Source organism: Mesorhizobium vachelliae (assembly GCF_033977325.1).
GTDB classification, from domain to species: Bacteria; Pseudomonadota; Alphaproteobacteria; order Rhizobiales; family Rhizobiaceae; genus Mesorhizobium; species Mesorhizobium vachelliae.
In genome coordinates this window covers 156,852-180,953 of sequence record NZ_JAVIIR010000005.1, presented here as the reverse complement: position 1 = coordinate 180,953, position 24,102 = coordinate 156,852, and the positions used below count along the sequence as shown (strand labels likewise).

21 protein-coding genes are annotated in these 24,102 nt (G+C 65.7%); 15 read left to right on the top strand and 6 right to left on the bottom strand.

Annotated elements, in window-relative coordinates:
* Positions 1-18 precede the first annotated feature (18 nt).
* Positions 19-1,257 carry a DUF1501 domain-containing protein gene (locus tag RFM41_RS13070; RefSeq protein ID WP_320249127.1) on the top strand — a complete coding sequence of 413 codons (1,239 nt, stop codon included), beginning with the start codon at positions 19-21 and terminating at the stop codon, positions 1,255-1,257.
* Between the two features lie 360 nt (positions 1,258-1,617).
* Here RFM41_RS13070 and RFM41_RS13065 read toward each other — a convergent pair whose 3' ends face one another.
* Positions 1,618-1,887, bottom strand: a complete 270-nt coding sequence (locus RFM41_RS13065; protein ID WP_320249129.1) for a GCG_CRPN prefix-to-repeats domain-containing protein — start codon at positions 1,885-1,887, stop codon at positions 1,618-1,620.
* Between the two features lie 268 nt (positions 1,888-2,155).
* On the opposite strand from RFM41_RS13065, the gene RFM41_RS13060 reads away from it, so the two are divergent.
* Positions 2,156-2,602 (top strand): pyridoxamine 5'-phosphate oxidase family protein, encoded by a 447-nt coding sequence (locus RFM41_RS13060; protein WP_320249130.1) that lies wholly within the window; start codon positions 2,156-2,158, stop codon positions 2,600-2,602.
* A gap of 77 nt (positions 2,603-2,679) precedes the next feature.
* Here the strand turns inward: RFM41_RS13060 and RFM41_RS13055 are convergent, their stop codons facing one another.
* The 5 genes from RFM41_RS13055 to RFM41_RS13035 all read right to left on the bottom strand — a co-directional run bounded on the left by RFM41_RS13055 (position 2,680) and on the right by RFM41_RS13035 (position 9,613).
* On the bottom strand, positions 2,680-4,263 hold the full coding sequence (locus tag RFM41_RS13055) for an indolepyruvate oxidoreductase subunit beta family protein (protein ID WP_320249131.1): 1,584 nt from the start codon (positions 4,261-4,263) through the stop codon (positions 2,680-2,682).
* Positions 4,256-6,409 (bottom strand): thiamine pyrophosphate-dependent enzyme, encoded by a 2,154-nt coding sequence (locus RFM41_RS13050; RefSeq protein ID WP_320249133.1) that lies wholly within the window; start codon positions 6,407-6,409, stop codon positions 4,256-4,258. The genes RFM41_RS13055 and RFM41_RS13050 overlap by 8 nt, the downstream gene beginning before the upstream one ends.
* Before the next feature lie 45 nt (positions 6,410-6,454).
* A complete protein-coding gene (locus RFM41_RS13045) occupies positions 6,455-6,937 on the bottom strand; it encodes a MarR family winged helix-turn-helix transcriptional regulator (protein ID WP_320249135.1) in 483 nt (160 codons plus the stop codon).
* Positions 6,937-8,508 carry a phytoene desaturase family protein gene (locus RFM41_RS13040; RefSeq protein WP_320249137.1) on the bottom strand — a complete coding sequence of 524 codons (1,572 nt, stop codon included), beginning with the start codon at positions 8,506-8,508 and terminating at the stop codon, positions 6,937-6,939. Before RFM41_RS13040 ends, RFM41_RS13045 begins: the two co-directional genes overlap by 1 nt.
* A 313-nt stretch (positions 8,509-8,821) precedes the next feature.
* Positions 8,822-9,613 (bottom strand): cyclase family protein, encoded by a 792-nt coding sequence (locus RFM41_RS13035; RefSeq protein ID WP_320249139.1) that lies wholly within the window; start codon positions 9,611-9,613, stop codon positions 8,822-8,824.
* Positions 9,614-9,733: 120 nt separating this feature from the next.
* Between RFM41_RS13035 and RFM41_RS13030 the strand changes: the two genes are divergently transcribed.
* The 13 genes from RFM41_RS13030 to RFM41_RS12970 all read left to right on the top strand — a co-directional run bounded on the left by RFM41_RS13030 (position 9,734) and on the right by RFM41_RS12970 (position 23,651).
* Complete coding sequence (locus RFM41_RS13030; RefSeq protein WP_320249141.1) at positions 9,734-11,308, top strand: phytoene desaturase family protein; 1,575 nt, start codon at positions 9,734-9,736, stop codon at positions 11,306-11,308.
* A gap of 140 nt (positions 11,309-11,448) precedes the next feature.
* Entirely contained in the window at positions 11,449-12,975 is a 1,527-nt protein-coding gene (locus tag RFM41_RS13025) for an ABC transporter substrate-binding protein (protein ID WP_320249143.1), read from the top strand.
* Between the two features lie 182 nt (positions 12,976-13,157).
* Positions 13,158-14,165, top strand: a complete 1,008-nt coding sequence (locus tag RFM41_RS13020) for an ABC transporter permease (protein ID WP_320249144.1) — start codon at positions 13,158-13,160, stop codon at positions 14,163-14,165.
* Positions 14,158-15,006, top strand: a complete 849-nt coding sequence (locus RFM41_RS13015; protein ID WP_320249146.1) for an ABC transporter permease — start codon at positions 14,158-14,160, stop codon at positions 15,004-15,006. The genes RFM41_RS13020 and RFM41_RS13015 overlap by 8 nt, the downstream gene beginning before the upstream one ends.
* The gene (locus RFM41_RS13010; RefSeq protein ID WP_320249148.1) at positions 15,003-15,881 is read left to right on the top strand and encodes an ABC transporter ATP-binding protein; all 879 of its coding nucleotides are present in this window, start codon (positions 15,003-15,005) and stop codon (positions 15,879-15,881) included. The genes RFM41_RS13015 and RFM41_RS13010 overlap by 4 nt, the downstream gene beginning before the upstream one ends.
* Positions 15,874-16,698 carry an ATP-binding cassette domain-containing protein gene (locus RFM41_RS13005; RefSeq protein WP_320249149.1) on the top strand — a complete coding sequence of 275 codons (825 nt, stop codon included), beginning with the start codon at positions 15,874-15,876 and terminating at the stop codon, positions 16,696-16,698. Before RFM41_RS13010 ends, RFM41_RS13005 begins: the two co-directional genes overlap by 8 nt.
* Positions 16,699-16,779: 81 nt before the next feature.
* Positions 16,780-17,379, top strand: a complete 600-nt coding sequence (locus RFM41_RS13000) for a VOC family protein (protein ID WP_320249151.1) — start codon at positions 16,780-16,782, stop codon at positions 17,377-17,379.
* 136 nt (positions 17,380-17,515) lie between these two features.
* On the top strand, positions 17,516-19,810 hold the full coding sequence (locus tag RFM41_RS12995; protein WP_320249153.1) for a bifunctional salicylyl-CoA 5-hydroxylase/oxidoreductase: 2,295 nt from the start codon (positions 17,516-17,518) through the stop codon (positions 19,808-19,810).
* Complete coding sequence (locus RFM41_RS12990) at positions 19,807-20,580, top strand: SDR family NAD(P)-dependent oxidoreductase (protein WP_320249154.1); 774 nt, start codon at positions 19,807-19,809, stop codon at positions 20,578-20,580. Before RFM41_RS12995 ends, RFM41_RS12990 begins: the two co-directional genes overlap by 4 nt.
* Complete coding sequence (locus RFM41_RS12985) at positions 20,574-21,038, top strand: MarR family winged helix-turn-helix transcriptional regulator (protein WP_320249155.1); 465 nt, start codon at positions 20,574-20,576, stop codon at positions 21,036-21,038. Before RFM41_RS12990 ends, RFM41_RS12985 begins: the two co-directional genes overlap by 7 nt.
* Positions 21,035-21,847: an enoyl-CoA hydratase family protein gene (locus RFM41_RS12980; protein WP_320249157.1), complete on the top strand. Its 813-nt coding sequence runs from the start codon at positions 21,035-21,037 to the stop codon at positions 21,845-21,847. The genes RFM41_RS12985 and RFM41_RS12980 overlap by 4 nt, the downstream gene beginning before the upstream one ends.
* 230 nt (positions 21,848-22,077) lie before the next feature.
* Positions 22,078-23,226 (top strand): acyl-CoA dehydrogenase family protein, encoded by a 1,149-nt coding sequence (locus RFM41_RS12975; RefSeq protein ID WP_320249159.1) that lies wholly within the window; start codon positions 22,078-22,080, stop codon positions 23,224-23,226.
* A gap of 29 nt (positions 23,227-23,255) precedes the next feature.
* Positions 23,256-23,651 carry a RidA family protein gene (locus RFM41_RS12970; RefSeq protein ID WP_320249161.1) on the top strand — a complete coding sequence of 132 codons (396 nt, stop codon included), beginning with the start codon at positions 23,256-23,258 and terminating at the stop codon, positions 23,649-23,651.
* Positions 23,652-24,102: the final 451 nt, after the last annotated feature.

Here is a 24,102-nt window from a genome sequence, read left to right as displayed (position 1 = left end):
CAGTGCGGAGATACGGCCATGAGCCTTCTTTGCGAAACCCCAAACCTCTCCCGCCGCGCCGTCTTGATGACCGGCGGCGCCCTGTTTGCCTGGGCCTATCTGCCGCGCTTTGCCCGCGCCGCCGACCAGCGCGACCCGCGCCTGATCGTCATCGTGCTGCGCGGCGCGCTGGACGGGCTGTCGACCGTCGGGCCGGTCGGCGATCCGGACTATGCCGGCCTGCATGGCGACATCGCGCTTTCGCTCTCAGGCGCCAACCCGGCATTGCCGCTTGACGGTTTCTTCGCCGTCAACCCGGCAATGCCGGTGTTTGCGCGCCTGTTCAAGGCGGGCCAGGCGGCGGTCGTGCATGCGGCGGCGACAGGCTACCGCGACCGCTCGCATTTCGACGGCCAGGACGTGCTGGAAAGCGGCCTGCCCGGTCCCGGCAACGCCACGACCGGCTGGCTCAACCGGGCTTTGGCCAGCCTGCCGGCGGGCGAGCGCGTGGCGAAGCTCGGCGGGCTGGCGGTCGGACCTTCGACGCCGCTGGTGATCCGTGGCGCAGCACCAGTACTGGGCTGGGCGCCGCAGGCGCTGCCGACGCCGGGGGACGCCTTGGCGGAGCGGGTGCTCGATCTCTACAACCATCGCGACCCGGTATTGGCGGCAGCGCTGCAGAAAGGGCTCGACGCCGACCGCATGGCGCTGGGCGACGCGCTCGACGGCAAGACGATGAAGCCGAAAGGCGGCCTCGACAATGCCGCCGGCATGCGGCAGTCGGCGCAGGGCGCGGCAAGGCTGATGGCGGCCGATGACGGGCCGCGCATCGCGGCTTTGGCCTTCGACGGCTGGGACACGCATGTCAACGAAGGCGGCGCGACGGGACGTCTCGCCAACCTGCTCGGCGGCCTCGACGGCGCCTTCGAGGAATTCGAGAAGGGGCTCGGCGAGCGCTGGAAGGACACGGCGGTCGTCGCGATCACCGAATTCGGCCGCACGGCGCGCATAAACGGCACCGTCGGCACCGACCACGGCACCGGCACCGTGGTGCTTTTGGCCGGCGGGGCGATCAAGGGCGGCCGCGTCATTGCCGACTGGCCAGGACTGAAGCCGGCGCAGCTCTACGAACAGCGCGACCTCGCGCCCACCAGCGACGTGCGCGCGGTGCTGAAGGGACTGCTGGCGGACCAGTTCGGGCTGTCGGCGGCCGTGCTTGGCGACAAGGTGTTTCCGGAGTCGGCGGCGGTGAAGCCGATGCGGGGTTTGGTGGCGTGAGTCCTGGGATTGCCTACCGGCCACAGACGCCCGTCGGCAAGGAACGCAGCAGCGCAAGGTGAGATCGGCCGCGATCCTTCGCGCCCCCCTCTGTCCTGCCGGACATCTCCCCCACTTGGGGGGAGATTGGCAGCTTCGGCGCCGCGCTAACTTCTGTGATGTTGAATGGTATGGCGCTGGCGATTGGCAAAAGCCGGCGTGACACCTGATCTCCCCCCTTGTGGGGGAGATGTCCGGCAGGACAGAGGGGGGCGCTGTCCCGCCGACCTATCTCTGTGGCCTATCGGGATCCTCACGCCGGAACTCAACAAAGACGCCCGCGCCGGCAATGGCGCGGGCGTCGATCCCCTCGATGGATCATCAGCTCCAAAAACCGGGATGCCAGCGGCCGTGATACCAGAAGCCGGGGTGCCAATGGCGCACGTGCATCGGGCGGATGATCACCCGGCCGTTCGGCACGCATCTGCCCCAGCGGTTCATGTGCCAGCCGGGACCGCAGCGCCAGCCGACGCTCTCGATAGGCACCGGCGCGGCACTCGGCTTAACAAGCGGCATGGCCTGCGAGCCGGCGACGGACAGCATCAACGTGCCGGCGGCCAAGGCGATGGGTAGAAAGTATTTTGCGAACATGCGTTGTCTCCGTAATTTGTCCCTACCTGCGTGAAACGGAGGACAGGACCGAATTCCGTCGGAGCGGCGCGGATCACATCTTCGTTAGCACCAATCTGGCCAGGCCGGCCGACGTTTCGACCAGCGGCGTATAGGGCAGGCCTTGCCTTCGCGTCGCGGCAAATTGATCCATATCAATCACCCGAGACCTGTCCTGCGCTAGCGTTGGAACAATCGATCGACGGAGATTCTCAGGGCCGAAGCCGGCTGAAAACAGGAGATCACACAGATGATGATCCGCACGCTCTCTACGCTGGAATGCACGAAAATGCTGGCGGCCAACCGGACTGGACATCTGGCATGCGCGAAGGACGGACAACCTTACGTCGTGTGCTTCAACTACGCCTATGCCGACAGCCACCTCTACGCCTTCTCCCTGCTGGGCAAGAAGATCGACTGGATGCGGGAGAATCCCCTGGTGTGCGCCCAGGTGCAGGAACACACGCAGGGACGCGGATGGCGAAGCGTGATCGTCGAGGGCCGCTATGAGGAACTGCCGGACCGGCTCGGCCACAAGGTCCAGCGCGATCATGCATGGGCGGTGTTGAGCAAGCACACGGACTGGTGGGAACCCGGCGCGCTCAAGCCTGTCACGCCTCCCGTGTCGGACGACCTGCCGCATGTCTTTTTCCGGATCCTTGTCGAGCAGGTCTCGGGACGGGAAGCCGCTGAATAGGCGTTCGACCGTTCGGTGCATGCATCTCGTCCCGGCACGCTAAGCACTACCGTTAGCGGGCAGTCGACCTCGGACGGTTATCGAGCCGGGCTATCGCCAAGCGTCGCCACCGTCTTCAGCGCGCCGTCCAGCATGTCACCTTTCTCGTCCTTCAGCGCTGCCTCGCGCAGGCGGCGGATCCAGTCTGCGGCGTCGTCGCGGCCCTCGAGCGCCGGCAACGCCGAGAGCACGCGGTCGAATTTCGATTGGGCGCGGGCATGGGTGTCGCTGTAGCCCTTGATCAGCCGGCGGCAGTTGAGGATTTCCGTGGCAAGCGTGTAGTTCTGCGGCACATGGCTGAGCGCCAGCTGGTACCAGTGCTCCAGATGCTCGAGTTCTACCTTGTGGCGCAGCAGGCGGCGGCGCCAGCGGCGCAGGCCGCCGATGAACCAGAGCATGGCGAAGCCGGTGAAACTGTCGGTGCGGATGTGGCGGCCGCGATTGATGCGGCGATCGAGGAAGGCCGCGAGCTTGGGCCGGCTCTCGATGTAGCTGCCAAGGCCCGCCGGCAGCGTGCCGCAAAATTCCTCGATGCGCGGATGGAAATATTCGGTGACCTGCAGGACCGAGCCTTCCTTGACGCCGACCTCCTTGCGCACGCGGCTGTCTCGCGTCGAGCGCGTCTTCAGGTCGGCGACTCTGATCATGTCGTCATAGCACATGGCGTTGGCGAGATGCTTTGCCGCGGCGATCGACAGCGCGTAGCCATGCTCCACGTTGTCGAGCTCGACCGCCCTGTCCAGCCGGTCGAGATATTCGCCGCCATAGGCGATGTCCTGGTAGTCGACGACCTTCTTCAGGCCGCGTCCGGCCATGTCGCGCAGCGGCTCCGGCAGCACCGCGACGCGGGCGGCAAGCTCCTGCCAGCCTTTCAACAACGTTTCGGGGCCGCTGACCTTCGCCGTCGGCCTGGGCTCGGCAACGGCAGGTTCCGCCGCCCTCTCGCCGGCCGGCGCGGCTGCGATGCCGCGCGCGCGATCGTAAGCGGCGCCGAAGGCGGCGAGGCTTGGCTTGACGCCGCGGCCACCGGCACCGATCGCCTGCTCGTAGCTTTCGCGGGTGAAGGGCAGCGCATCCGAGCCGGCCAGCGCGCCGAGCAGGCTGGCCGAGATCATGGTGCCGTTGTCGGCGGCGATCTTTTCCATGTCGAAGGCAATGAAGCGCTTGGCCGCAGCCTGCGCGGTCGCATGAACCTTTTCCGATGAGGCGCGGCCGTCGCCCGGCTGGATCTTTTCCGAAACGGCGGCGATACGATGCGAGGACGTGATCAGCGTCGTGCGCTCGGGCGTGACGAAACCGCGGATGATGGCGCGGCCGGCTTCCATCAGCTCGGCGGCGATCAGGATATCGACGTCGCCCTGCGAGGGCGACAGCGCGAAGACCGGCAGCCGGCCGGTGTCGCGGGCCATCTCGATGTAATAGATCGTGGCGCCCGTGCGCTGGGCGACGCCGGCGACCGAAGTCGACTGGGCGATGTAACCATTGCGCTCGGCGACGTCGGTGATCCAGTCGGCGAGCACGCCGCCGCCCTGGCCGCCGACGGCGAGCACAGCGAGTTTTATCACCCGCTCGTCATCTAAAGCGCCCGCCTTCGGGCGCAGCGGTCCGCTATGGTCAAGCATCGGCGAACATCAAACGGCGGCTCTCGCGGCGCCGCTGCAGCAGGCCGATCACGGCGCGGCGCGCGCGCTCCAGGAAACGGTCCCAGCTACTGGGATTGTGGACGACATCGGCGCGGTAGAAGGACGGGCAGAGCACGGCGGCATCCGCCACCTCGCCGCAATTGCCGCAGCCGACGCAGTTCTGGTCGATCGAGGCGACCGGATCGTCGCGCAGCGGATCGTCGAGCGACTTCACCGACAGCGACGGGCAGCCGGAGAGCCGCATGCAGGCATGGTCGCCGGTGCAGATATCCTCGTCGACGCCGAATTTCGGCTTCACGATGCGCTCGCCGCCCTTGATCGCCTTGTCGAGCAGCGGCTTCTCGCGGCGCTGGCGGTTAAGCATGCATTCCGACGAGGCGACAATGACCTTCGGCCCCTTCTCCTCGGTGGTCAGCGCGTCGCGCAGCGTGTCGCGCATCTTGCCGACATCATAGGTGCGGTCGATGTGGCGCAGCCATTTGACGCCCATACCCTTCACCGCTTCGTCGATCGGATGCTTGGTCGACTTGGTGCGGTTCGAGGCGCGCGAGGACAGGATGTCCTGCCCACCGGTGGCGGCGGAATAGAAATTGTCGACGATGACGATGACGCCGTCATTCTTGTTGAAGACAGCGTTGCCGATCGAGGAGGTCAGGCCGTTGTGCCAGAAGCCGCCATCGCCGACGAAGGAGATCGAGCGGCGTTTTGCTTCGGGCGAGTTGAAGGCGGAGGCGGAGGCCGGCCCGAGCCCATAGCCCATGGTGGTGGCACCGAGCTCGAAGGGCGGCATGATCGAGAACAGGTGGCAGCCGATGTCGGAGGCGATGTGATGCTTGCCGAGCTCCTGCTCGACCAGCTTCGTCGCGGCGAAGATCGGCCGCTCCGGGCAGCCGACGCAGAAGCCCGGCGGACGTCCAGGCACGACGTTGATGAGGTCGGCCGTATCGACGCCCTCGCCCAGCTTGTTCGGAGCGCGCACCTCGCCCGGCAGCAAATGCGGAGCGTTGGCGCGCAGGAAGGAGCCGATGCCGTCGAGCATGACCTGTCCAGTATATTCGCCGGCCATCGGCAGATGTTCCTTGCCGACCAGCTTCGTGCCGCGCCCTGCCTTGTGCAGCATGGCGGCAAAGGCCTGCTCGATATAATTGGGCTGACCTTCCTCGACGACCAGCACCGCCTGCTTGCCTTCGCAGAAGGACAGGAACTCGTCATCGACCAGCGGGTAGACGGCGTTCAGCACATAAAGCGGCACGTCGGTGTCGCCATAGGTGTCGGCAAGGCCGAGCCGCTGCAGCGCGCGGATGACGGAATTATACATGCCGCCCTGCATGACGATGCCGACCGAGCCATGATCCGGCCCGAAGATCTCATTGATCTTGCGGCTCTTGATGAAATCGATCGCCGCCGGCCAGCGCTTGGCGACCTTCTCCTTCTCATGCAGGAACGAGGCTGGCGGCAAAACGATGCGGCCGGTGTCGCGGCGCGGCGCGGCAAGCGCATCGGCCACTGACATTGGCGGGCGCTTGTTGTCCTTGGCGGTGAAATGGCCGTGCACGTGGCAGCAGCGGATGCGCACCTGCAGCATGACCGGCGTGTTGGAGACCTCCGACAGTTCGAAGCCGTCCTCGACCGCCTTGACGATCGAAGGCAGGTTCGGGCGCGGATCGAGCAGCCAGACCTGGCTCTTCATGGCAAAGGCGTGGCTGCGCTCCTGCATGATGGAGGAGCCCTCGCCATAGTCCTCGCCGACGATGATCAACGCGCCGCCGGTGACGCCGCCGGACGCCAGATTGGCCAAAGCATCGGAAGCGACATTGGTGCCGACGGTCGACTTGAAGGTGGCCGCGCCGCGGATCGGATAATGCACTGAGGCGGCCAGCATGGCGGTGGCGGTGGCTTCGGAAGCGCTCGCCTCGAAATGCACGCCGAGCTCGCCCAGAATGTCCTGCGCGTCGGCCAGCACGTCCATCAGATGGCTGATCGGCGCGCCCTGGTAGCCGCCGACATAGCCGACGCCGCATTGCAGTAGCGCCTTGGTGATGGCGAGGATGCCCTCGCCGGCGAATTCCTCGCCGGCCCCCAGCCTCAGCTTCTCGACTTCCTTGGCAAAAGACCGTTCGGCCATCTCTGCCTCCTTCCGTTGCCGCAATCAGGCGGCGCGTACGTCAACTCAGATGTCGTGCTTGCGGATGTTGTTCAGCATCTTCTGCAGGATCGCGATCAGTGCGGCATATTCGGCATCGTCGACACCGTCGAACATCGCCTCGAAAGCGTCATGCATTGCCGGCCAGGCGCGGGTGAACAGCGCCCGGCCGTCATCGGTCAGGAACACATGGCGGAAGCGGCTGTCGGTGACGCCCTGCTCGCGCCGCACTAGGCCCTGCCCTTCCAGCGTGTCGAGCGTGCGGCTCAAGGTCGACTGCTCGATCACCGTATAGACCGAGAGGTCGTTGACGGTGACGCCGTCGGTGACCGAGAGCACCGCCAGCGTGCGCACCTGCGGTATGGTCAGGCCCTGCTTGCGGAAGTCGTCGCGCAAAGTGGCGTTGTAGCGGCCCATGATGCGGTTCATCAGATAGGGCGCGAATTGCTGCAGGCCGATCTGGCCGAGGGTCGAGATGCGCTGTCGCCTTTCCGCGAGCTTCTGTTCCATCACAGCCTCCCCGCCAACAGGAAGCCGGAACCGCCGCCGAGGCCGGCGCCTGGATGGGTCGAGGCGCCGATATGGTAAAGGCCCTTGATGCCGGTCTCGTGGTTGCGGCTGGCCTTGAACGGCCGCCACAGGAAGGACTGGTCGATGGTCGATGAGCCGCCATAGGGATCGCCGCCGACCAGGTTGATGTTCATCGCTTCGAGATCGGCCGGCGAGTAGGCGCGGCGCGCGATCACGCTCTCGTGGAAGCCGTCAACGTGGCTGGCGAGGATCGCCTCGACCCGGTCGGCATAGGCCTCGCGCAGCGCCCCGGTCCAGCGGCCGTCGGCCGGCGCTTCGAGCTTGCCGGCGGCATCGCCCTTGATGTGGCGCGGCGCCTCGGGCAGTTGCAGCCAGAGGATCGCCTTGCCGTCCGGGCAGCGCGACGGGTCGAGCGCATGCGGCTGGCCGACGCAGATGGTCGGCACTGCCGGCAGCAGGCCGCGCACCGCCTCATTGCAGGCTTTCGACACGCCGTCGAGGCCGGGCGTCAGATGCAGCAGCGCCACCTTGTCGAGGCCTTCGCCGCGCCAGGCCGGCGGCTTGCTCAGCGCATAGTGGATCTGGAAGTTGCCCTTGCCGTAGCGATAAACGCGCGTCGCTTCGACGTCGCGCTTTGGAGCCGCGTCGCCGAGCAGGCGGCCATAGAGCTGCGTCGGCGTGACCGAGCAGATGACGCTTTTCGTGGCGTTCAACGTCTCGCCGGAAGCGAGTTGCACGCCGGAAGCGCGACCGCCGCTCTGGACGATCGAAGCGACGTCGGCGTTGATGCGGATCTCGCCGCCACGTTCCTTGATCAGCGCCTCGAAGGCGGCGAGCAGGTTCCTGGCGCCGCCCTTGACGATCGGCGCGCCGGCGGCTTCAAGCGCGAAGGCGATGACCTTGGCGATCTGGCCTGAAAAAGCGTCTTCCGGTCCCAGCCCGGCATGCAGCACCCACGGCGCCCAGAGCGCGCGGACGACATCGGAGGTGTAAGTCGTTTCCAGCCAGCCGCGCGCGGGCACCAGCGCCTCGCCCATGAAAGCCGCCAGGTTGCGCGGGCCGCGCCGCCAGGCCTCGCCGGCGATGAGCTTGGTCGTCGGATAGGACCAGAGCGCGCCGCCGAGCAGGCCGAAGAGCAGCCCGGCATTGCGCTCGATGTCGCCGACATCGCCGCCATGGCGGTCGCCGTCACTGGGCGCGATCCGGTTCAGCGCCGCAATGTTGGCGATGCGGTCGGTGGTGATAACGGCATGGTTGCCGTCGGGCGTGAGCACGCCAGTCGGGGTGGCGGTGTGGCAGAACTCCAGCCCATGCCGCGCAAGGTCCTTGCCGAGCGCGGCAAAGGCGGGCGAGGTGATGAACAGCACGAAGGTCGTGGCCATCACGTCATGGACGAAGCCCGGCGCGGTGATCTCTTCGGTGCGCATGCAGCCGCCGATGCGGTCGTTGCGCTCGAGCACCAGCACCTTGGCGCCCTTGGCGCCAAGCATCGCCGCGCAGACCAGGGCGTTGATGCCGCTGCCGACGATGATGTGATCGGGGGCGGTCATTGGGGCGTGCTCCCAGCCGTCGCGAAGTGACCTTCAATCGCATAGGTGGGCGCTCCACGGCGCCCCCCTCTGTCCTGCCGGACATCTCCCCCTCTTGGGGGGAGATCGGATGTCGCGACGGCTTTCGCCAGTCGCCAAAGTCGCAAGAATGAGCGGGGCGCCTCAACTGCCAATCTCCCCCCTTGAGGGGGAGATGTCCGGCAGGACAGAGGGGGGCGCCGTAGAGCGCTGACGCTCCAGGACGGTCGCCTCGACCTCGTCATCACTCCATTGCCCTCGAGCATGATCTTCTCCCGAAGACCGCCGCCTCGTCTTACTTGCCCGGCACCAGCGCCAATGCGCGGATCGGACTGCCGGTGCCGCGCTCGATCTTGAGCGGGGCGGCGATCAGGATCGCGCCTTTCGGCGGCAGTTGGTCGAGATTGCACAGGCTGGCCAGCCCGTAGCGATTGGCCTTGTGCATCAGCGTGTGCGCCGGGAACGGCGGCTCCATGCCGCCGGCCTTGCCGGCATCGGTGCCGATCGTCTCCGAGCCCCAGCCCTTGATGTCCTTGGCTATCAGGAACTGGATGGCCTCGGCGGTCGGGCCGGGCGTGTGCGGGCCGGTCTCGTTGGCGTTGAGGAACTCGGCTTCCGAGCCGTTGCGCTTGTACCAGTCGGTGCGCATCACCACCCACTCGCCGGGATTGATGGCGCCATGCTTGGCTTCCCAGGCCTTGATATGGTCGACGGTGAGCAGGAAGTCGTGGTCCGCGGCCGCTTCTTTCGAGCAGTCGATGACATTGACCGGGCCGATGAAATTCTGCGCCGGAATGGTGTCGGTGGCGCCGTCCGGATAGTCCTTGCCGGTGATCCAGTGCTGCGGCGCATCGAAATGCGTGCCCGAATGCTCGCCGAGCTTCAGCCAGTTCCAGGCCCACCACGGACCGTTCTTGTCGTATTTGGAGATCGCGTGGATCTCGACCTTCGGCGTGTCGACGGCGAGTTCCGGCGGCAGCTTGATCAGCGGCGTGTCCGGCCCGAGCGGCGCCGTCAGGTCGACCACCTTGATTCCTCCCGAAAGCAGCTGGCTGGCGACCTCGCCAAGGAGTTTCTGCGTATCCATGGTCTTTCGTTCCCTCTTATCCGTGATCATCAAGGCTCGTTGCGGCCCTTAATATACCTACTAGACGAAAACATATGCATCTGCAATTATCTTTAAGCATAAAGCATTTTGGGGCGGGGCGTGAGCGAGTTCGACGCCATCTTTGTCGGAGCAGGCCACAACAGTCTGGCATGCGCCGTGCATTTGGCGCTCAAAGGCTGGAAAATAGCGGTTTTCGAGCGCAGCGAGACGATCGGCGGTGCGGTGCGGACCGCCGAATACACGCTTCCCGGCTTCCGGCACGATTTCGGCGCGATGAATTTGAGTCTTTTCGCCGGCTCCGCCTTCCACCGGAAATATGCAAATGAATTGAAAAGCCACGGGCTGGAATTCGCGCCGGTGGCAGACTGTTTCGCGAGCGCCTTCCCGGACGGCAAATGGTTCGGCGTCAGCAACGACCTCGAAAAGACCACATCGCGGCTGGCCGCCTTCTCGACCGCGGACGCAGCCGCTTGGCGGCGCCTAGTCGGCGCCTTTCCGGGTGAGGCCGAACATTTGTTTCGCCTGCTGGGGTCGCCGATGAGCGCAAAGGCGCTGGCCGGCACGGGCTGGAACCTCTGGCGCAAGAAGGGCATCGCCGGCGCGCTCGACACTGGACGGCTGCTGCTCTCCTCGCCCCGCGCGTGGCTGGAGGAAAATTTCGAGACGCCCCATGTGCGCACCACACTCGCGGCCTGGGGCATGCATCTCGACTTCTCGCCCGACATCGCTGGCGGTGCTGTGTTCCCCTACCTGGAATCGATGGCCAACCAGAGTTTTGGCATGGTGCTGGGCAAGGGCGGCGCCGACACCATCATCCGCGCCCTGGCCGGCATGGTGAAGGCGGCCGGCGGCCAGATCACGACCGGCGCGGATGTCGCCGAGATCATAGTTTCCGGCGGCAAGGCAAACGGCGTGCGGCTGGCATCCGGCGAAACCCATTTCGCGACCAAGGCCGTCATTGCCGGTGTCGCGCCGAAGGCGCTGCCGGGCAAGCTGCTGCCCAATGGCTCGGGCGACGCCGGCTTCGATGCGGCGATGAAGACATTCCGCTACGCGCCGGGCACGATGATGATCCACCTGGCGATGGAGGACCTGCCGGACTGGAGTGCGGGCGCCGAGCTTCGCCAATTCGCCTATGTGCATCTGGCGCCCTCACTCGACGCCATGTCACGCGTCTACCAGCAGGCGATCGCAGGCCTGCTGCCCGACCAGCCGGTGCTCGTGGTCGGCCAGCCGACGACCGTCGATCCCTCGCGCGCGCCGCAAGGCAAGCATGTGCTATGGGTGCAGGTGCGCATGCTGCCGGCGGAGATCCTCGGCGATGCCGCGGGCAAGATCGCGCCCGCTCACTGGGACGCGGTCAAGGACGCCTATGCCGAGCGCGTGCTCGATATCATCGAGAGCTATGCGCCGGGCCTGCGCAAAAAGATCCTCGGCCGCGCCGCGTTCTCGCCGCTCGACCTCGAGCGCGAGAACCCGAACCTCGTCGGCGGCGACCAGATCTGCGGCAGCCATCATCTGGCGCAGAATTTCCTCTTCCGTCCGGCGCGCGGCTTCGCGCGCTGGAACACGCCGGTCTCGAACCTTTACCTCACCGGCGCGGCGACATGGCCCGGCGCAGGCACGGGCGCGGGCTCCGGCTTCATGCTCGCCCAACAGCTGGGAGGGAGCTAGAGCGTGATCCCGAAACCGGTTTTCGGAGAAAGATCATGCCCCAACAAGGAGCTAGAATTCCGGGATGGACAAGGCGCGGTTGCCCACCACCGAATCAAAAACACCGCGCGGACAAATGACAACCAACAAGGGGAACGACCATGACCATCAACAGACGTGACTTGCTAGGATACGGCGCCGCGGCGATCGGCGCCGCGACGCTCGGCCTGCCGAGGGCGGCAAAGGCGGCGGACGAGCTCACCATCGCCTATAACGTCAACCTGCCCTCGTGGGACCCGACGACCGGCCCCTCGGCGGTGAACCCGACGATCCAGGGCCTCTACCAGTCGGTGTTCGACCAGATGATCGGGCAGAAGCCGGACCTTTCCTTCACGCCGGGACTGCTGACAGAATGGGGCTGGAACGACGACCGCACCAAGGTGATGATGACGGTGCGCGACGGCGTGAAATGGCATGACGGCTCGCCCTTCACACCGGAAGACGTGGTGTGGTCGCTGACGCGGGCCGGCGACGAGAAGACCGGCAATCCGATCCAGTTCGTCTGGAAGAACGTCAACAACTTCAAGATCGACGGCAACAAGATCACCGGCGACGTCGTGCAGTTCGACCCGGTCTATTTCAAGTGGATGTCGTTCCTGACCGGCTACTTCCTGCCGAAGGCCTATTACGAAAAGGTCGGCGCGGAAGGCTTCGAGAAGGCGCCGATCGGCACCGGGCCGTATATGGTCGACAAGTTCGAGCGCAACGCCTTCCTGCGACTCAAGGCCAATCCGCATTACTGGGGCACGAAGCCCGCCTTCGAGAATGTGACGATCAAGTTCGTCACCGACGCGGCGAGCCGCGTCGCCGAGATCGAATCCGGCTCCTCGCAGGTGACACTCGAAATCCCCTATGAGGAATATGACCGCCTGATCAAGAAGGGCGGGCTGGCCGGCTCGATCAAGAATGTCTCCGACATCGGCATGATCTTCTTCAACAACAAGGACGCCATGCTCGACAAGAATGTCCGCCAGGCGGCGGTTATGGCGGTGGACAAGGAGCTCCTGGTCAAGCGGCTGCTGCGCGGCTACGGCCAGCCGATCGACACGCTGGAGACGCCGGAATACACCGCCTTCGATCCGTCGATCAAGGTCGAGCACAATCCGGACAAGGCCAAGGAACTGCTCGCCGCTTCCGGTTATTCGACCAAGAAGCCGGCCAAATTCACCATCCAGACCACCAAGGGCTTCAAGCCCAAGGATTACGAGATGGTGCAGGCGATCGTCGGCATGTGGCGCAAGGTGGGCATCGAGGCCGAGATCGAGGTCTACGAGATCGCCAAGCATTACGAGCTGCGCGCCGCGCACAAGCTGGCTCCGGCGGCGTTCTACAACTGGGGCAACTCGATTGGCGATCCGACCACCTCGACGGGCTTTGCCATGTTCGGGCCTTCGCCGCACTCGTCCTGGAAGACGGACGACCTCGACGCCAAGATCGGCCCGCTGTGGGGCGAGAAGGACGAGGCCAAGCGCATCGCCGGCTGGAAAGCGGTCGACAAATACATCGCCGAACAGGCCTACGTCCTGCCGCTGATCCAATACGCGCAGCCGATCGTGCACTCGAAGAAGGTGAATGTCGTGCAGCATGTGTCCGGCGCGCTGCTGCCGGCGCTGATGACCCCGGCCTGACCATCGGCATTGCCCTGCCGGTCTTCGTCCGGCAGGCCCCCTCATCCGGCCGCTTCGCGGCCACCTTCTCCCCGGTGGGGAGAAGAGACTGGCTCAGCCGCCTGCGACCTCTTCTCCCCTTGGGGAGAAGGTGGCCCGAAGGGCCGGATGAGGGGGAGCCCGTTCAGAGTGATTAGGCCCGCATGCTGCTGCAGAGATTCCTCGTTCGTCTGTTGACGATGCTGGTGACGCTGTTCGGCGTCGCCGTCGTCGTCTTCGTCGTCATCCGGGTGGCACCCGGCGACCCGATCGCCATGATGCTGCCGCCCGGCGCCAGCGACGACGACATTGCGCGGCTGCGCGCGCTCTACGGGCTGGACAAAGGAATCGTGCAGCAGTTCTTCATCTGGCTCGGCGGCGTGCTGCATGGGAATTTCGGCACCTCGATATCATTGCGCCAAGACGTGCTCGGCCTGGTCTTCAACCGGCTGCCGGCCACGCTGGAGCTCGCGACCGTAGCGCTGCTGATGGCGGTCGCGATCGGCACGACCGCCGCGATCCTCGGCGCGCGCTCGCGCGGCACGGCGGTCGAAGCCGGCATCGACATCGCCAGCGGCGCCACGCTCTCGATTCCCGATTTCCTGTGGGGCCTGGTGCTGATCCTGCTCTTCGGCGTGCTGGTGCCTGTCTTCGACATATCCGGCCGGGTGTCGCCGCAGCTGGACCTGCCTTTCGTCACCCAGTTCTACCTTGTCGAGAGCATCCTGAGACTCCGCTTCGACCTCACCTGGGACCTCATCAAGCACATGCTGATGCCGGCCGTTGCCTTGGCGCTGCCGCTGGCGGCAATCATCGCGCAGCTCTTGAAACAGTCGCTGAAGGAAGTGCTCGACCTCGACTATGTCGTGCTGGCCAGGGTCAAGGGTTTTTCGGAAACGCAGGTGATCCTGCGCGAAGCGCTGAAGAACGCGGCACTGCCGACGCTGACGCTGGTCGGCGTGCAATTCACCTTCCTCATCGGCGGCACCGTCATCGTCGAGCGGCTGTTCTCTTACGAGGGGCTCGGCAACATGGCGATCGACGCCGTCATCAACCGCGACCTGCCGCTGATCCAGGGCATCGTGCTGGTCTTCGCGCTGCTCTTCGTGCTGATCAACCTTGCCGTCGACATGATGTATGCGCTGCTCAATCCGAGGCTGCGCCATGGATGAGGCGCGCATCGCCCGACGCGGCTTGAGCCCGCGGTTGTGGCTGGCCGGCGGCTGGCTGCTGATTGCCTTGCTCGCGGCCATCTTCGCGCCGCTGATCGCGCCGCAGGATCCGCTGGCGCAGGATTTGATGCTGGAGCGCCTGCCGCCCTTCTGGCTGGACGGCGCCGAGCCCGGCTATTGGCTGGGCACCGACAGCCTCGGGCGTGATCTGCTGTCGCGGCTGATCTTCGGCGGCCGCATCGCCTTCATCGTCGCCTTCGCCGCGGCAACATCCGCCTGCCTCGTCGGCTCGGTGCTCGGGCTGATCGCCGGCTATTTCGGCGGCTGGGCCGACCGCATCATCTCGCGCATCGTCGACATCTGGATGGCATTCCCGCCAGTGCTGTTCGCGATCCTCCTGGTGGCGGTGCTGGGCACGGGCCTGAGCTCCGTCATCCTCGCCATCGCGATCATCGACTGGACCCGTTTCTGCCGGGTGATCCGCGCCGAAGCGATGAGCCAGGCACGCATGGATTATGTCGAGAGCGCGCGCATCGCCGGCTATGGCCGCATCGGCATCATGCTGCGCGAAGTGCTGCCGAATGTGCTGCCGTCGGTGGTGGCGCTTCTGTCGCTGGAGATGGGCATCGCCGTGATCGTCGAGGCGATCCTCTCCTTCGTCAACCTGTCGATCTCGACCGACGATCCGACCTGGGGCAGCATCATCGCCGAGGGACGGTTGTCGATCCACCAGGCCTGGTGGGTGCTGGTGTTTCCGCTGGTTACGCTGATCCTCACCGTGCTTTCCTTCAGCCAGTTCGGCGAGGCGCTGAAGGCACGCTTCGATCCGGTGCTGCGATGAGCGCGTGCCTCGACATCCGCGGCTTGAGCGCCGTGCTGCCCAACGGCCAGCGCGTGCTGCGCTCGGTGTCGCTTGCCGTGCAGCCGGGCGAAGTGCGCGCGCTGGTCGGCGAGAGCGGCGCCGGCAAGACGATGATCGGCAAAGCGGTGCTCGGCGTGCTGCCGAAAAGTGTGCGCATCGTCGAAGGCGAGATGCTGATCGAGGGCGAGGACCTGGGCCGGCTCGACGCCAAGGCGCAGCGGAACTTGATCGGCGCGCGCACGGCGCTGATCCCGCAGGACCCGCTGACCGCGCTCAACCCGTCGCGCCGCATCGGCGGGCAGATGACCGACCGGCTGGTGCGCATCCTCGGCTGGAGCGGCGAAAGAGCCGACAAGCGCATCCGCCAATTGCTCGACGAAGTACAGATCCGCGACCCCGAGCGCGTGCTGAAGAGCTATCCGCACGAACTCTCCGGCGGCATGCGCCAGCGCGTGCTGATCGCGGCGGCCTTCGCGGCGGAGCCCAGGCTGATCATCGCCGACGAGCCGACCACGGCGCTGGACGTGACGGTGCAGAAACAGATCCTGCGGCTGATCGCGCAACTGCAGCGCGACCACGGCACGGCGATACTGTTCGTGACCCACGATCTCGGCGTCGTCGCCAAGATCAGCCAGAAGGTTTCGGTGCTCTATGCCGGCAAGGTGGTGGAGGAAGCCGAGACCGCGCAGCTGTTCGCGGCGCCGCAGCACGCCTACACGCGGGCGCTGATCGCGGCGACGCCGCGCTATACCGATCCATACGCCTCACTGATGCCGGTGGACGAGAGCGTGCTTGCCGGGCTCACGGCCGAGATCGCCGCCGCCGACAAGGCTTGGAGGCCCGGCCATGGCTAAGCCGCTGTTTTCCGTGCGCGGGCTGAAGGTGGCGCTGCCCGACATGACGCGCAAGCCGCTGATCGGCCGCGCGCCACTGGCCGAAATCCTCAAAGGGCTGGACTTCGATCTTCCCAAAGGATCGGTGACCGGCATCGTCGGCGAGTCCGGCTCCGGCAAGTCGACGCTCGGCCGTGCGCTGGTCAGGCTGATCGAGCCGAGCTCCGGCGCGATCGGCTTAGAAGGGCGCGACATCAGCCATCTTTCGGAGGCCGAGCTCCGGCCGCTTCGCCGCGACCTGCAGATGATCTTCCAGGACCCGATGTCGTCGCTCAATCCACGCCATACGATCTTCAACATCATCGCCGCGCCCTTGAGGCAGAACGGGCTTGGCGACAGGCTGAAGGAACGCGTGGCGGAAGCCTTGCGGCGCGTCGGCCTGCCTCAGAGCTTCGCCAGCCGGTACCGCCACGAGCTTTCGGGCGGCCAGCGCCAGCGCGTCGGTATCGCGCGGGCGCTGGCGCTCGCGCCGAAATTCGTGCTGGCCGACGAGATCGTCTCCGGCCTCGACGTCTCGACGCAGGCGCAGATCCTGACGCTGCTGGAAAAGCTCGCCGCCGAGATGGGGCTGACGATCGCCTTCATAAGCCACGATTTGTCGGTGATCCGGCGGCTCTGCCAGCAGGTCATCGTCATGCGCGAAGGCAGGATCGTCGAAGCCAGCGCCACGGATGCGCTGTTCGAGAGCCCGAAGGAAACCTACACGCGCGACCTGCTCGCCGCCATTCCGCTGCCGGAGATCGATCCGGACTGGCTGCAGCCGAAGGCGCCGGCATGATGTGAGTTTTTGATATCCGCACGCCGACCAGCGGGCCTCGGATGTGCGCCAGGACAAGTCGGCCCGCCAACGGAGGGAGACATGAAATACGCAATCCAGGCGGCGGTCTTCGCGGCCTCTCTGTTCGGCGCGATGGGAGCGGCCTCGGCCGGTGCGATCCCCGGCATGCGCGGACACGACCACACCGGTATCACGGTGCCCGACATGAAGCAGGCCGTCGACTTCTTCACCAATGTCGTCGGCTGCAAGAAGGCGATGTCGTTCGGCCCGTTCGCCGACGACAAGGGAACCTTCATGCAGGACCTGCTCGGCGTCGATCCGAAGGCGGTGATCGAGGAGATCACTCAGATCCGCTGCGGTTACGGATCGAACATCGAGCTGTTCAAATACACCGCGCCGGACCAGAAGGACGCAACGCCCAAGAACAGTGATATCGGCGGCTATCACATCGCCTTCTATGTCGACGATGTCGCCGCCGCGAAGGCCTATCTCGAGGCCAAGGGCGTGAAGACCCGGATGGGGCCGCTGCCGGTGAAGGAAGGCCCGGCCGCCGGCCAGACCATCCTCTATTTCCAGGCGCCTTGGGGGCTACAGCTGGAGGCGATCAGCTACCCGCAAGGCATGGCCTATGAGAAGGGTGCCGAGACGGTGCTTTGGAGCCCGAAGGACCCGGCCAAGTGACGAGCCAATCGCGCCGACGGCAATCATTCAATTATGAAACTTCAAGCTTGAAATAATCTTCGCGCAGCGCGATACTGACAGTTGGGATCGCCGGCCTTTGCCGGCGACTCCCGATATGAAGAGGAGATCGCAAGACATGAAGGTTGCGGTTCTCGGCGGCGGACCGGCCGGACTCTACTTTGCCATCTCGCTGAAGTTGCGCGATGCCGCGCATGAGGTGACGGTCTATGAGCGCAACCGACCGGACGACACGTTCGGCTGGGGCGTGGTGCTGTCGGCGGAGACGCTGGAGAACCTGACCATGAACGACCCGGTCAGCGCCGTCTGGATCAAGAAGCATTTTGCCTATTGGGACGACATCGCCGTCATCCATGACGGCGTGCGCACGGTGTCCACCGGCCACGGCTTCTGCGGCATCGGCCGCAAGCGGCTTTTGATCCTCTTGCAGCGCAGGGCGCGCGAGCTCGGCATCAAGATGATGTTCGAGACCGAGATTTCCGATCCCCGGCCGTTCATGGAAACGCATGACCTGGTGGTGGCGGCCGACGGGTTGAACTCGAAGTCGCGCGCGGCCTTCGCCGATGTCTTCAAGCCGGACATCGATACCCGCAAATGCAAGTTCGTGTGGCTCGGCACGACGCAGAAATTCGACGACGCCTTCACCTTCATCTTCGAGAAGACGGAACATGGCTGGGTGTGGGCGCATGCCTACCAGTTCGACAGCGAGACCGCGACCTTCATCGTCGAATGCAGCGAGCAGACCTGGAACGCTTTCGGCTTCGGCCAGATGACGCAGCAGGAATCGATCGCGGTCTGCGAGCGCATTTTTGCAAGGCATCTCGGCGGTCATCCGCTGATGACCAACGCCAACCACATTCGCGGTTCGGCCTGGATCAACTTCCCGCGTGTGCTGTGCGAGCGCTGGTCATACAAGAACCTGGCGTTGATGGGCGACGCTGCCGCTTCAGCCCATTTCTCGATCGGCTCCGGCACCAAGCTTGCACTGGAGAGTGCTGTCGCGCTTGCCGACTATGTCGAGTCCGAGCCCGACCTCGAGGCGGCCTTCCGCAAATATGAGGATGCGCGGCGCACCGAGGTGCTGAAGCTCCAGTCGGCGGCGCGCAACTCGCTCGAATGGTTCGAGGAAGTCGAACGCTATCTCGGTTTGGATCCGGTTCAGTTCAACTATTCGCTGCTCACCCGCTCGCAGCGCATCAGCCACGAGAACCTTCGCCTGCGTGACGCCGAATGGCTGGCAGGCGCCGAGGAATGGTTCCAGCGCAAGGCCGGCGCCGGAGGCAACAGCTTACGCCGCGCGCCGATGTTCGCGCCGTTCAAGCTGCGCGACATGACGCTCACCAACCGCATCGTCGTCTCGCCGATGGCGCAGTACAAGGCGGTCGACGGCTGCCCGACTGACTGGCATTTTTCTCACTATGCCGAACGCGCCAAGGGCGGCGCCGGCCTCCTCTATATCGAGATGACCTGCGTCAGCCCCGAGGGACGCATCACGCCTGGATGCCCCGGTTTCTACAAGCCGGAACATGAAGTCGCCTGGAAGCGGCTGGTCGATTTCGTCCATGCTGAGACCGAAGCGAAAATCTGCGCCCAGATCGGCCATTCCGGCGCCAAGGGTTCGACCCGCCTCGGCTGGGAAGGAACCGACGTGCCGCTCATCTCGGGGAACTGGCCGGTGATGGCGCCTTCGGCCGTGCCATGGTCGCCGCAGAACCAGATGCCGAAGGCGATGGACCGCGCCGACATGGATATGGTGCGCGACCAGTTCGTCGCTTCGGCTCAGATGGCCCAGCGCTGCGGCTTCGACATGCTGGAGATCCATGCCGCGCATGGCTATCTGCTATCCGCCTTCATCACGCCGCTGACCAATCGCCGCACCGACCAATATGGCGGCTCGCTGGAAAACCGCATGCGCTATCCGCTGGAGGTCTTCCACGCGGTACGCGCGGTGTGGCCGGCCGAAAAGCCGATCTCGATGCGCATCTCGGCCAATGACTGGGTGGGTATCGAAGGCGTGACCCCGGCCGACGCGGTCGAGATCGCCAGATTGCTGCATGAAGCGGGCATCGACCTTTGCGACGTGTCCGCGGGACAGACATCGATCGCCGCCAAGCCGGTCTATGGCCGCATGTTCCAGACGCCGTTCTCCGACCGCATCCGCAACGAGGTCGGCATGGCGACGATGGCTGTCGGCAACATCTACGAGCCGGACCACGCCAACTCGATCCTGATGGCCGGCCGCGCCGACCTGGTGGCGCTGGCCAGGCCGCATCTCGCCGACCCCTATTGGACGCTGCACGCGGCGGTGACGCTCGGCGACCGCGGCGTCAAATGGCCCGATCCCTATCTGCCGGGACGCGACCAGATCTACCGGCTGGCCGAGCGCGAAGCGGCAGCGGGGCTCAAGGTATGAGCGCCGCGCGCGAAATTGCCGGCAAGCATGCGCTGGTGACCGGCGGCGGTTCCGGCGTCGGCAAGGCCATCGCGCTGGCGCTGGCGGAAGCAGACGTTGCCGTCACCATCTGCGGGCGGCGCGATGCAGCGCTCGCAGAGGTCGCAAAGGAAAACGGTCGCATCTTCGCCATCACCGCCGATGTCACCGACGAAGCCGAGATGGCGGCCCTCTACGAGAAGGCTGAGGCGGCGCGTGGACCGTTCGACATCGTTGTCGCCAATGCCGGCATGGCGGGCAGCGCGCCGGCGCACAAGACCGCGCTCGCCGACTGGCAGCGCACGCTCGACGTCAACCTGACCGGCGCCTTCCTGACGGTGAAGCCCGCACTGGCCGGCATGTTGGCGCGGAAGACAGGCCGGATCGTTTTCGTCGCCTCGACCGCTGGCCTCAAAGGCTACGCCTATGTCGCGCCCTATGTGGCCGCCAAGCACGGCGTCGTCGGGCTGATGCGGGCGCTTGCGGTGGAGACCGCCACGTCGGGCGTCACGGTCAATGCCGTCTGCCCCGGCTTCGTCGAAACCGACATGCTTGAAGAGTCCATCGCGCGCATCGTCGAGAAGACGGGACGTTCGGCGGAGGACGCTCGTGCAAGTCTTGCGGCGACGAACCCGCAAGGGCGGTTCATCCAACCCGAAGAGGTCGCGTCCGCGGTGCTGTGGCTGTGCAGCGATGCTTCCCGGTCGATCACCGGGCAGGCGATCTCGGTCTCGGGAGGCGAGACATGGTAGCGGGACCGACCTCCACCGGGCCAGGCAAGGAGAGGCTGCGTCTGTGGATCCGCCTGCTGCGGGCCTCACGCACCATCGAGGCCGAGCTGCGCGAACGGCTGAAGAAGGAATTCGACACCACGCTGCCGCGCTTCGACGTGATGGCGGCGCTCTACCGCTCGCCGGAAGGCATGCTGATGAGCGACCTGTCGCGCTTCCTGCTTGTCTCGAACGGCAATGTGACCGGCATCGTCGACCGGCTGGTGTCCGAAGGGCTGGTGACGCGGGCGCGCCGCAATGGCGACCGCCGCACCTCGATGGTGCGGCTGACCGAGGAAGGCGCGAAATCTTTCGCCGCGATCGCCGCCGCGCATGAGGGCTGGGTCGGCGAGCTGCTCGGCACTGTCAGCGAGGACGAGGCGCGCCGGCTGACCGGCATGCTGAAATCGTTCCGCAGCAATTGGGAGGGACGCGAATGAGCGCCATGGCAAAGCTCAAGCCGAAGCACTTCCTCTGGGAGGTGGACGGCAAGGTCGCAAAGATCCGGCTCGACCGGCCGGAGCGCAAGAACCCGCTGACTTTCGACAGTTATGCCGAGCTCCGCGACACGATCCGCGACCTTGTCTATGCCGACGATGTCAACGCCGTCGTGTTCCTGCCCAATGGCGGCAATTTCTGCTCGGGCGGCGATGTCCACGACATCATCGGGCCGCTGGTCAAGATGGACATGAAGGCGCTTCTCGCCTTCACGCGCATGACCGGCGACTTCGTCAAGGCGATGCTGAACTGCGGCAAGCCGATCATTTCCGCGGTCGACGGGGTAGCCGTCGGCGCCGGCGCGATCATCGCCATGGCTTCCGACATCCGCATCGCCACGCCCGAGGCCAAAACCGCCTTCCTGTTCACCCGCGTCGGGCTCGCCGGCTGCGACATGGGCGCCTGCGCGATCCTGCCGCGCATCATCGGCCAGGGCCGCGCGGCGGAGCTGCTCTATACCGGCCGCACGATGAGTGCCGCCGAAGGCGAGCGCTGGGGGTTCTACAACCGGCTGGTCGAGCCTGCCGCGCTCGAGGCCGACGCGCTCGACATGGCGGCGCGTATCGTCTCCGGCCCGACCTTCGCGCATGGCATCACCAAGACGCAGCTCAACCAGGAATGGTCGATGGGTCTCGACCAGGCGATCGAGGCGGAAGCGCAGGCACAGGCGATCTGCATGCAGACCGGCGATTTCGAGCGGGCGTACAAGGCGTTCGTGGCGAAGGAAAAACCGGTGTTCGAGGGGAATTAGGATGGGTGCGTTATTGGAGACGCTGGCGGGACAGCGCCCCCCTCTGGCCTGCCGGCCATCTCCCCCTCTAGGGGGGAGATCAGCTGTCATCTCTGCTTTCGCCAATCGCCGATGTTGGAGGAAAAGCGGTGGCGCCGAAACTGCCAATCTCCCCCCTAGAGGGGGAGATGTCCGGCAGGACAGAGGGGGGCGCCGTAGAGCGCAAACCCCGCAGAACCGCGGACGCACAAATGCCTGACCGCACCTTCCTCCACTGGCCCTTCTTCGAGGACCGCCACCGCCAGCTCGCCGAAAACCTCGACGCCTGGTGCGCGAAAAACCTCCCTGTCGACCACCACGATGTCGACGCTGCCTGCCGCGACCTCGTCGCGAAACTCGGCCGGGACGGTTGGCTGAAGCCGACGGCGCTCGACCCGGCCGCCCCCGGGCCGCTCGACGTGCGCACGCTGTGCATAACGCGCGAGACGCTTGCCCGCCATGATGGCCTCGCCGATTTCGCCTTCGCCATGCAGGGGCTCGGCACCGGCGCGATCACGCTGTTCGGCACGCCGGACCAGCAGCGCTGGCTGGAAAAGACACGGGCCGGCCGGGCGATTTCCGCCTTCGCGCTCTCGGAGCCGCGCTCCGGGTCGGACGTCGCCAACATGGAAATGACCGCCGTCCGCGACGGCGGCGACTATCTGCTTTCCGGCGAAAAGACCTGGATCTCCAATGGCGGCATCGCCGACCTCTATGTCGTGTTCGCCCGCACCGGCGAGGCCCCTGGCGCCAAGGGGATTTCCGCTTTCATCGTGCCTGCCGACGCCAAGGGTCTCGGCATCGCGGAGCGGCTCGAAGTCATCGCGCCGCACCCGCTGGCCAGGTTGTCCTTCGACAATGTGCGGGTTCCGGCTTCCGCGATGATCGGCAAGCCGGCCGACGGTTTCCGCATCGCCATGTCTGTGCTCGACGTCTTCCGTTCGACGGTGGGCGCGGCAGCACTCGGTTTCGCGCGGCGCGCGCTGGACGAGAGCGTCAAAAGGGCTGCCGAGCGGAAACTGTTCGGCGCGCCGATGGCCGAATTGCAAATGGTGCAGGGGCATATCGCCGACATGGCGCTGGATGTCGATGCCGCCGCGCTCCTCATCTACCGCGCGGCGTGGACCAAGGACATGGGCGCCGCGCGGGTGACGCGCGAGGCGGCAATGGCGAAGCTTTTCGCCACCGACAAGGCACAGGAGGTGATCGACAAGGCCGTGCAGCTGCATGGCGGCGACGGCGTGCGCAAGGGCCACATTGTCGAGAGCCTCTATCGCGAGATCCGGGCGCTGCGCATCTATGAGGGCGCCTCCGACGTGCAGAAGGTGGTGATCGCCAGGCAAGTGATGGGCGGAGCGTGAGAACGAGTTCGAACCAGGGGGAACTGGACATGCACACCATTCTGCAGCCGGAAGGCTGGGCCAAACCGATCGGCTACGCCAACGGCGTCGCCGCGCATGGGCGGCTGGTGTTCGTAGGCGGCCAGGTGGGCTGGAACGGGCAATGCCAGTTCGAGACCGACGACTTCGTCGGCCAGGTGCGCCAGACGCTTGCCAATGTCGTCGCAGTGCTGGCCGAGGCCGGCGGCGAGCCGCGGCACATTACCTCCATGACCTGGTACTTCACCGACAAGGCCGAATATCTCGCCAACCTGAAGGGGATCGGCGTGGCCTACCGCGATGTGATCGGCCGGCATTTTCCGGCGATGGCCGCCATGCAGGTGGTGGCGTTGGTCGAAGACCGCGCCAAGGTGGAGATTCAGGCGATGGCGGTTATTCCGGAGTGAGCCGAGGCCGGTTGGCTTGATTTCCCAACCGCCGATCAATTGCTGGCGCGATAGGCGCTGACGTGGCGACCAGCTTTTTCTCCCCGTTTACGGGCAGGCAATCGCAATGGCGCTCCCCCTCTCCGTCTCGGCTTCGCCGAGCCACCTCTCCCCGCCTCTGGCGGGGGCGAGGAACCCAGGCTTGCGCCTTTGGTGATCGGCGTTTCCTCGCCCCCATGAAATGGGGGAGAGGTGGCTCGGCGCGCAGCGCCGAGACGGAGAGGGGGCAGCGCTGCCATATGCGATTGCCCTGCCGTTTACGGGGAGAAATGCCCGGCAGGGCAATGAGGGGCAGCGCCGACGTTGGTCAGACCGGGGGGCCGTTCCCAACCGCTTGGCTACCGCCACAATCTGTGATCAGATGATCAAGCCTGCTTCGGCGGGTATGTCTTCGCACATAGACTTTGCCGGC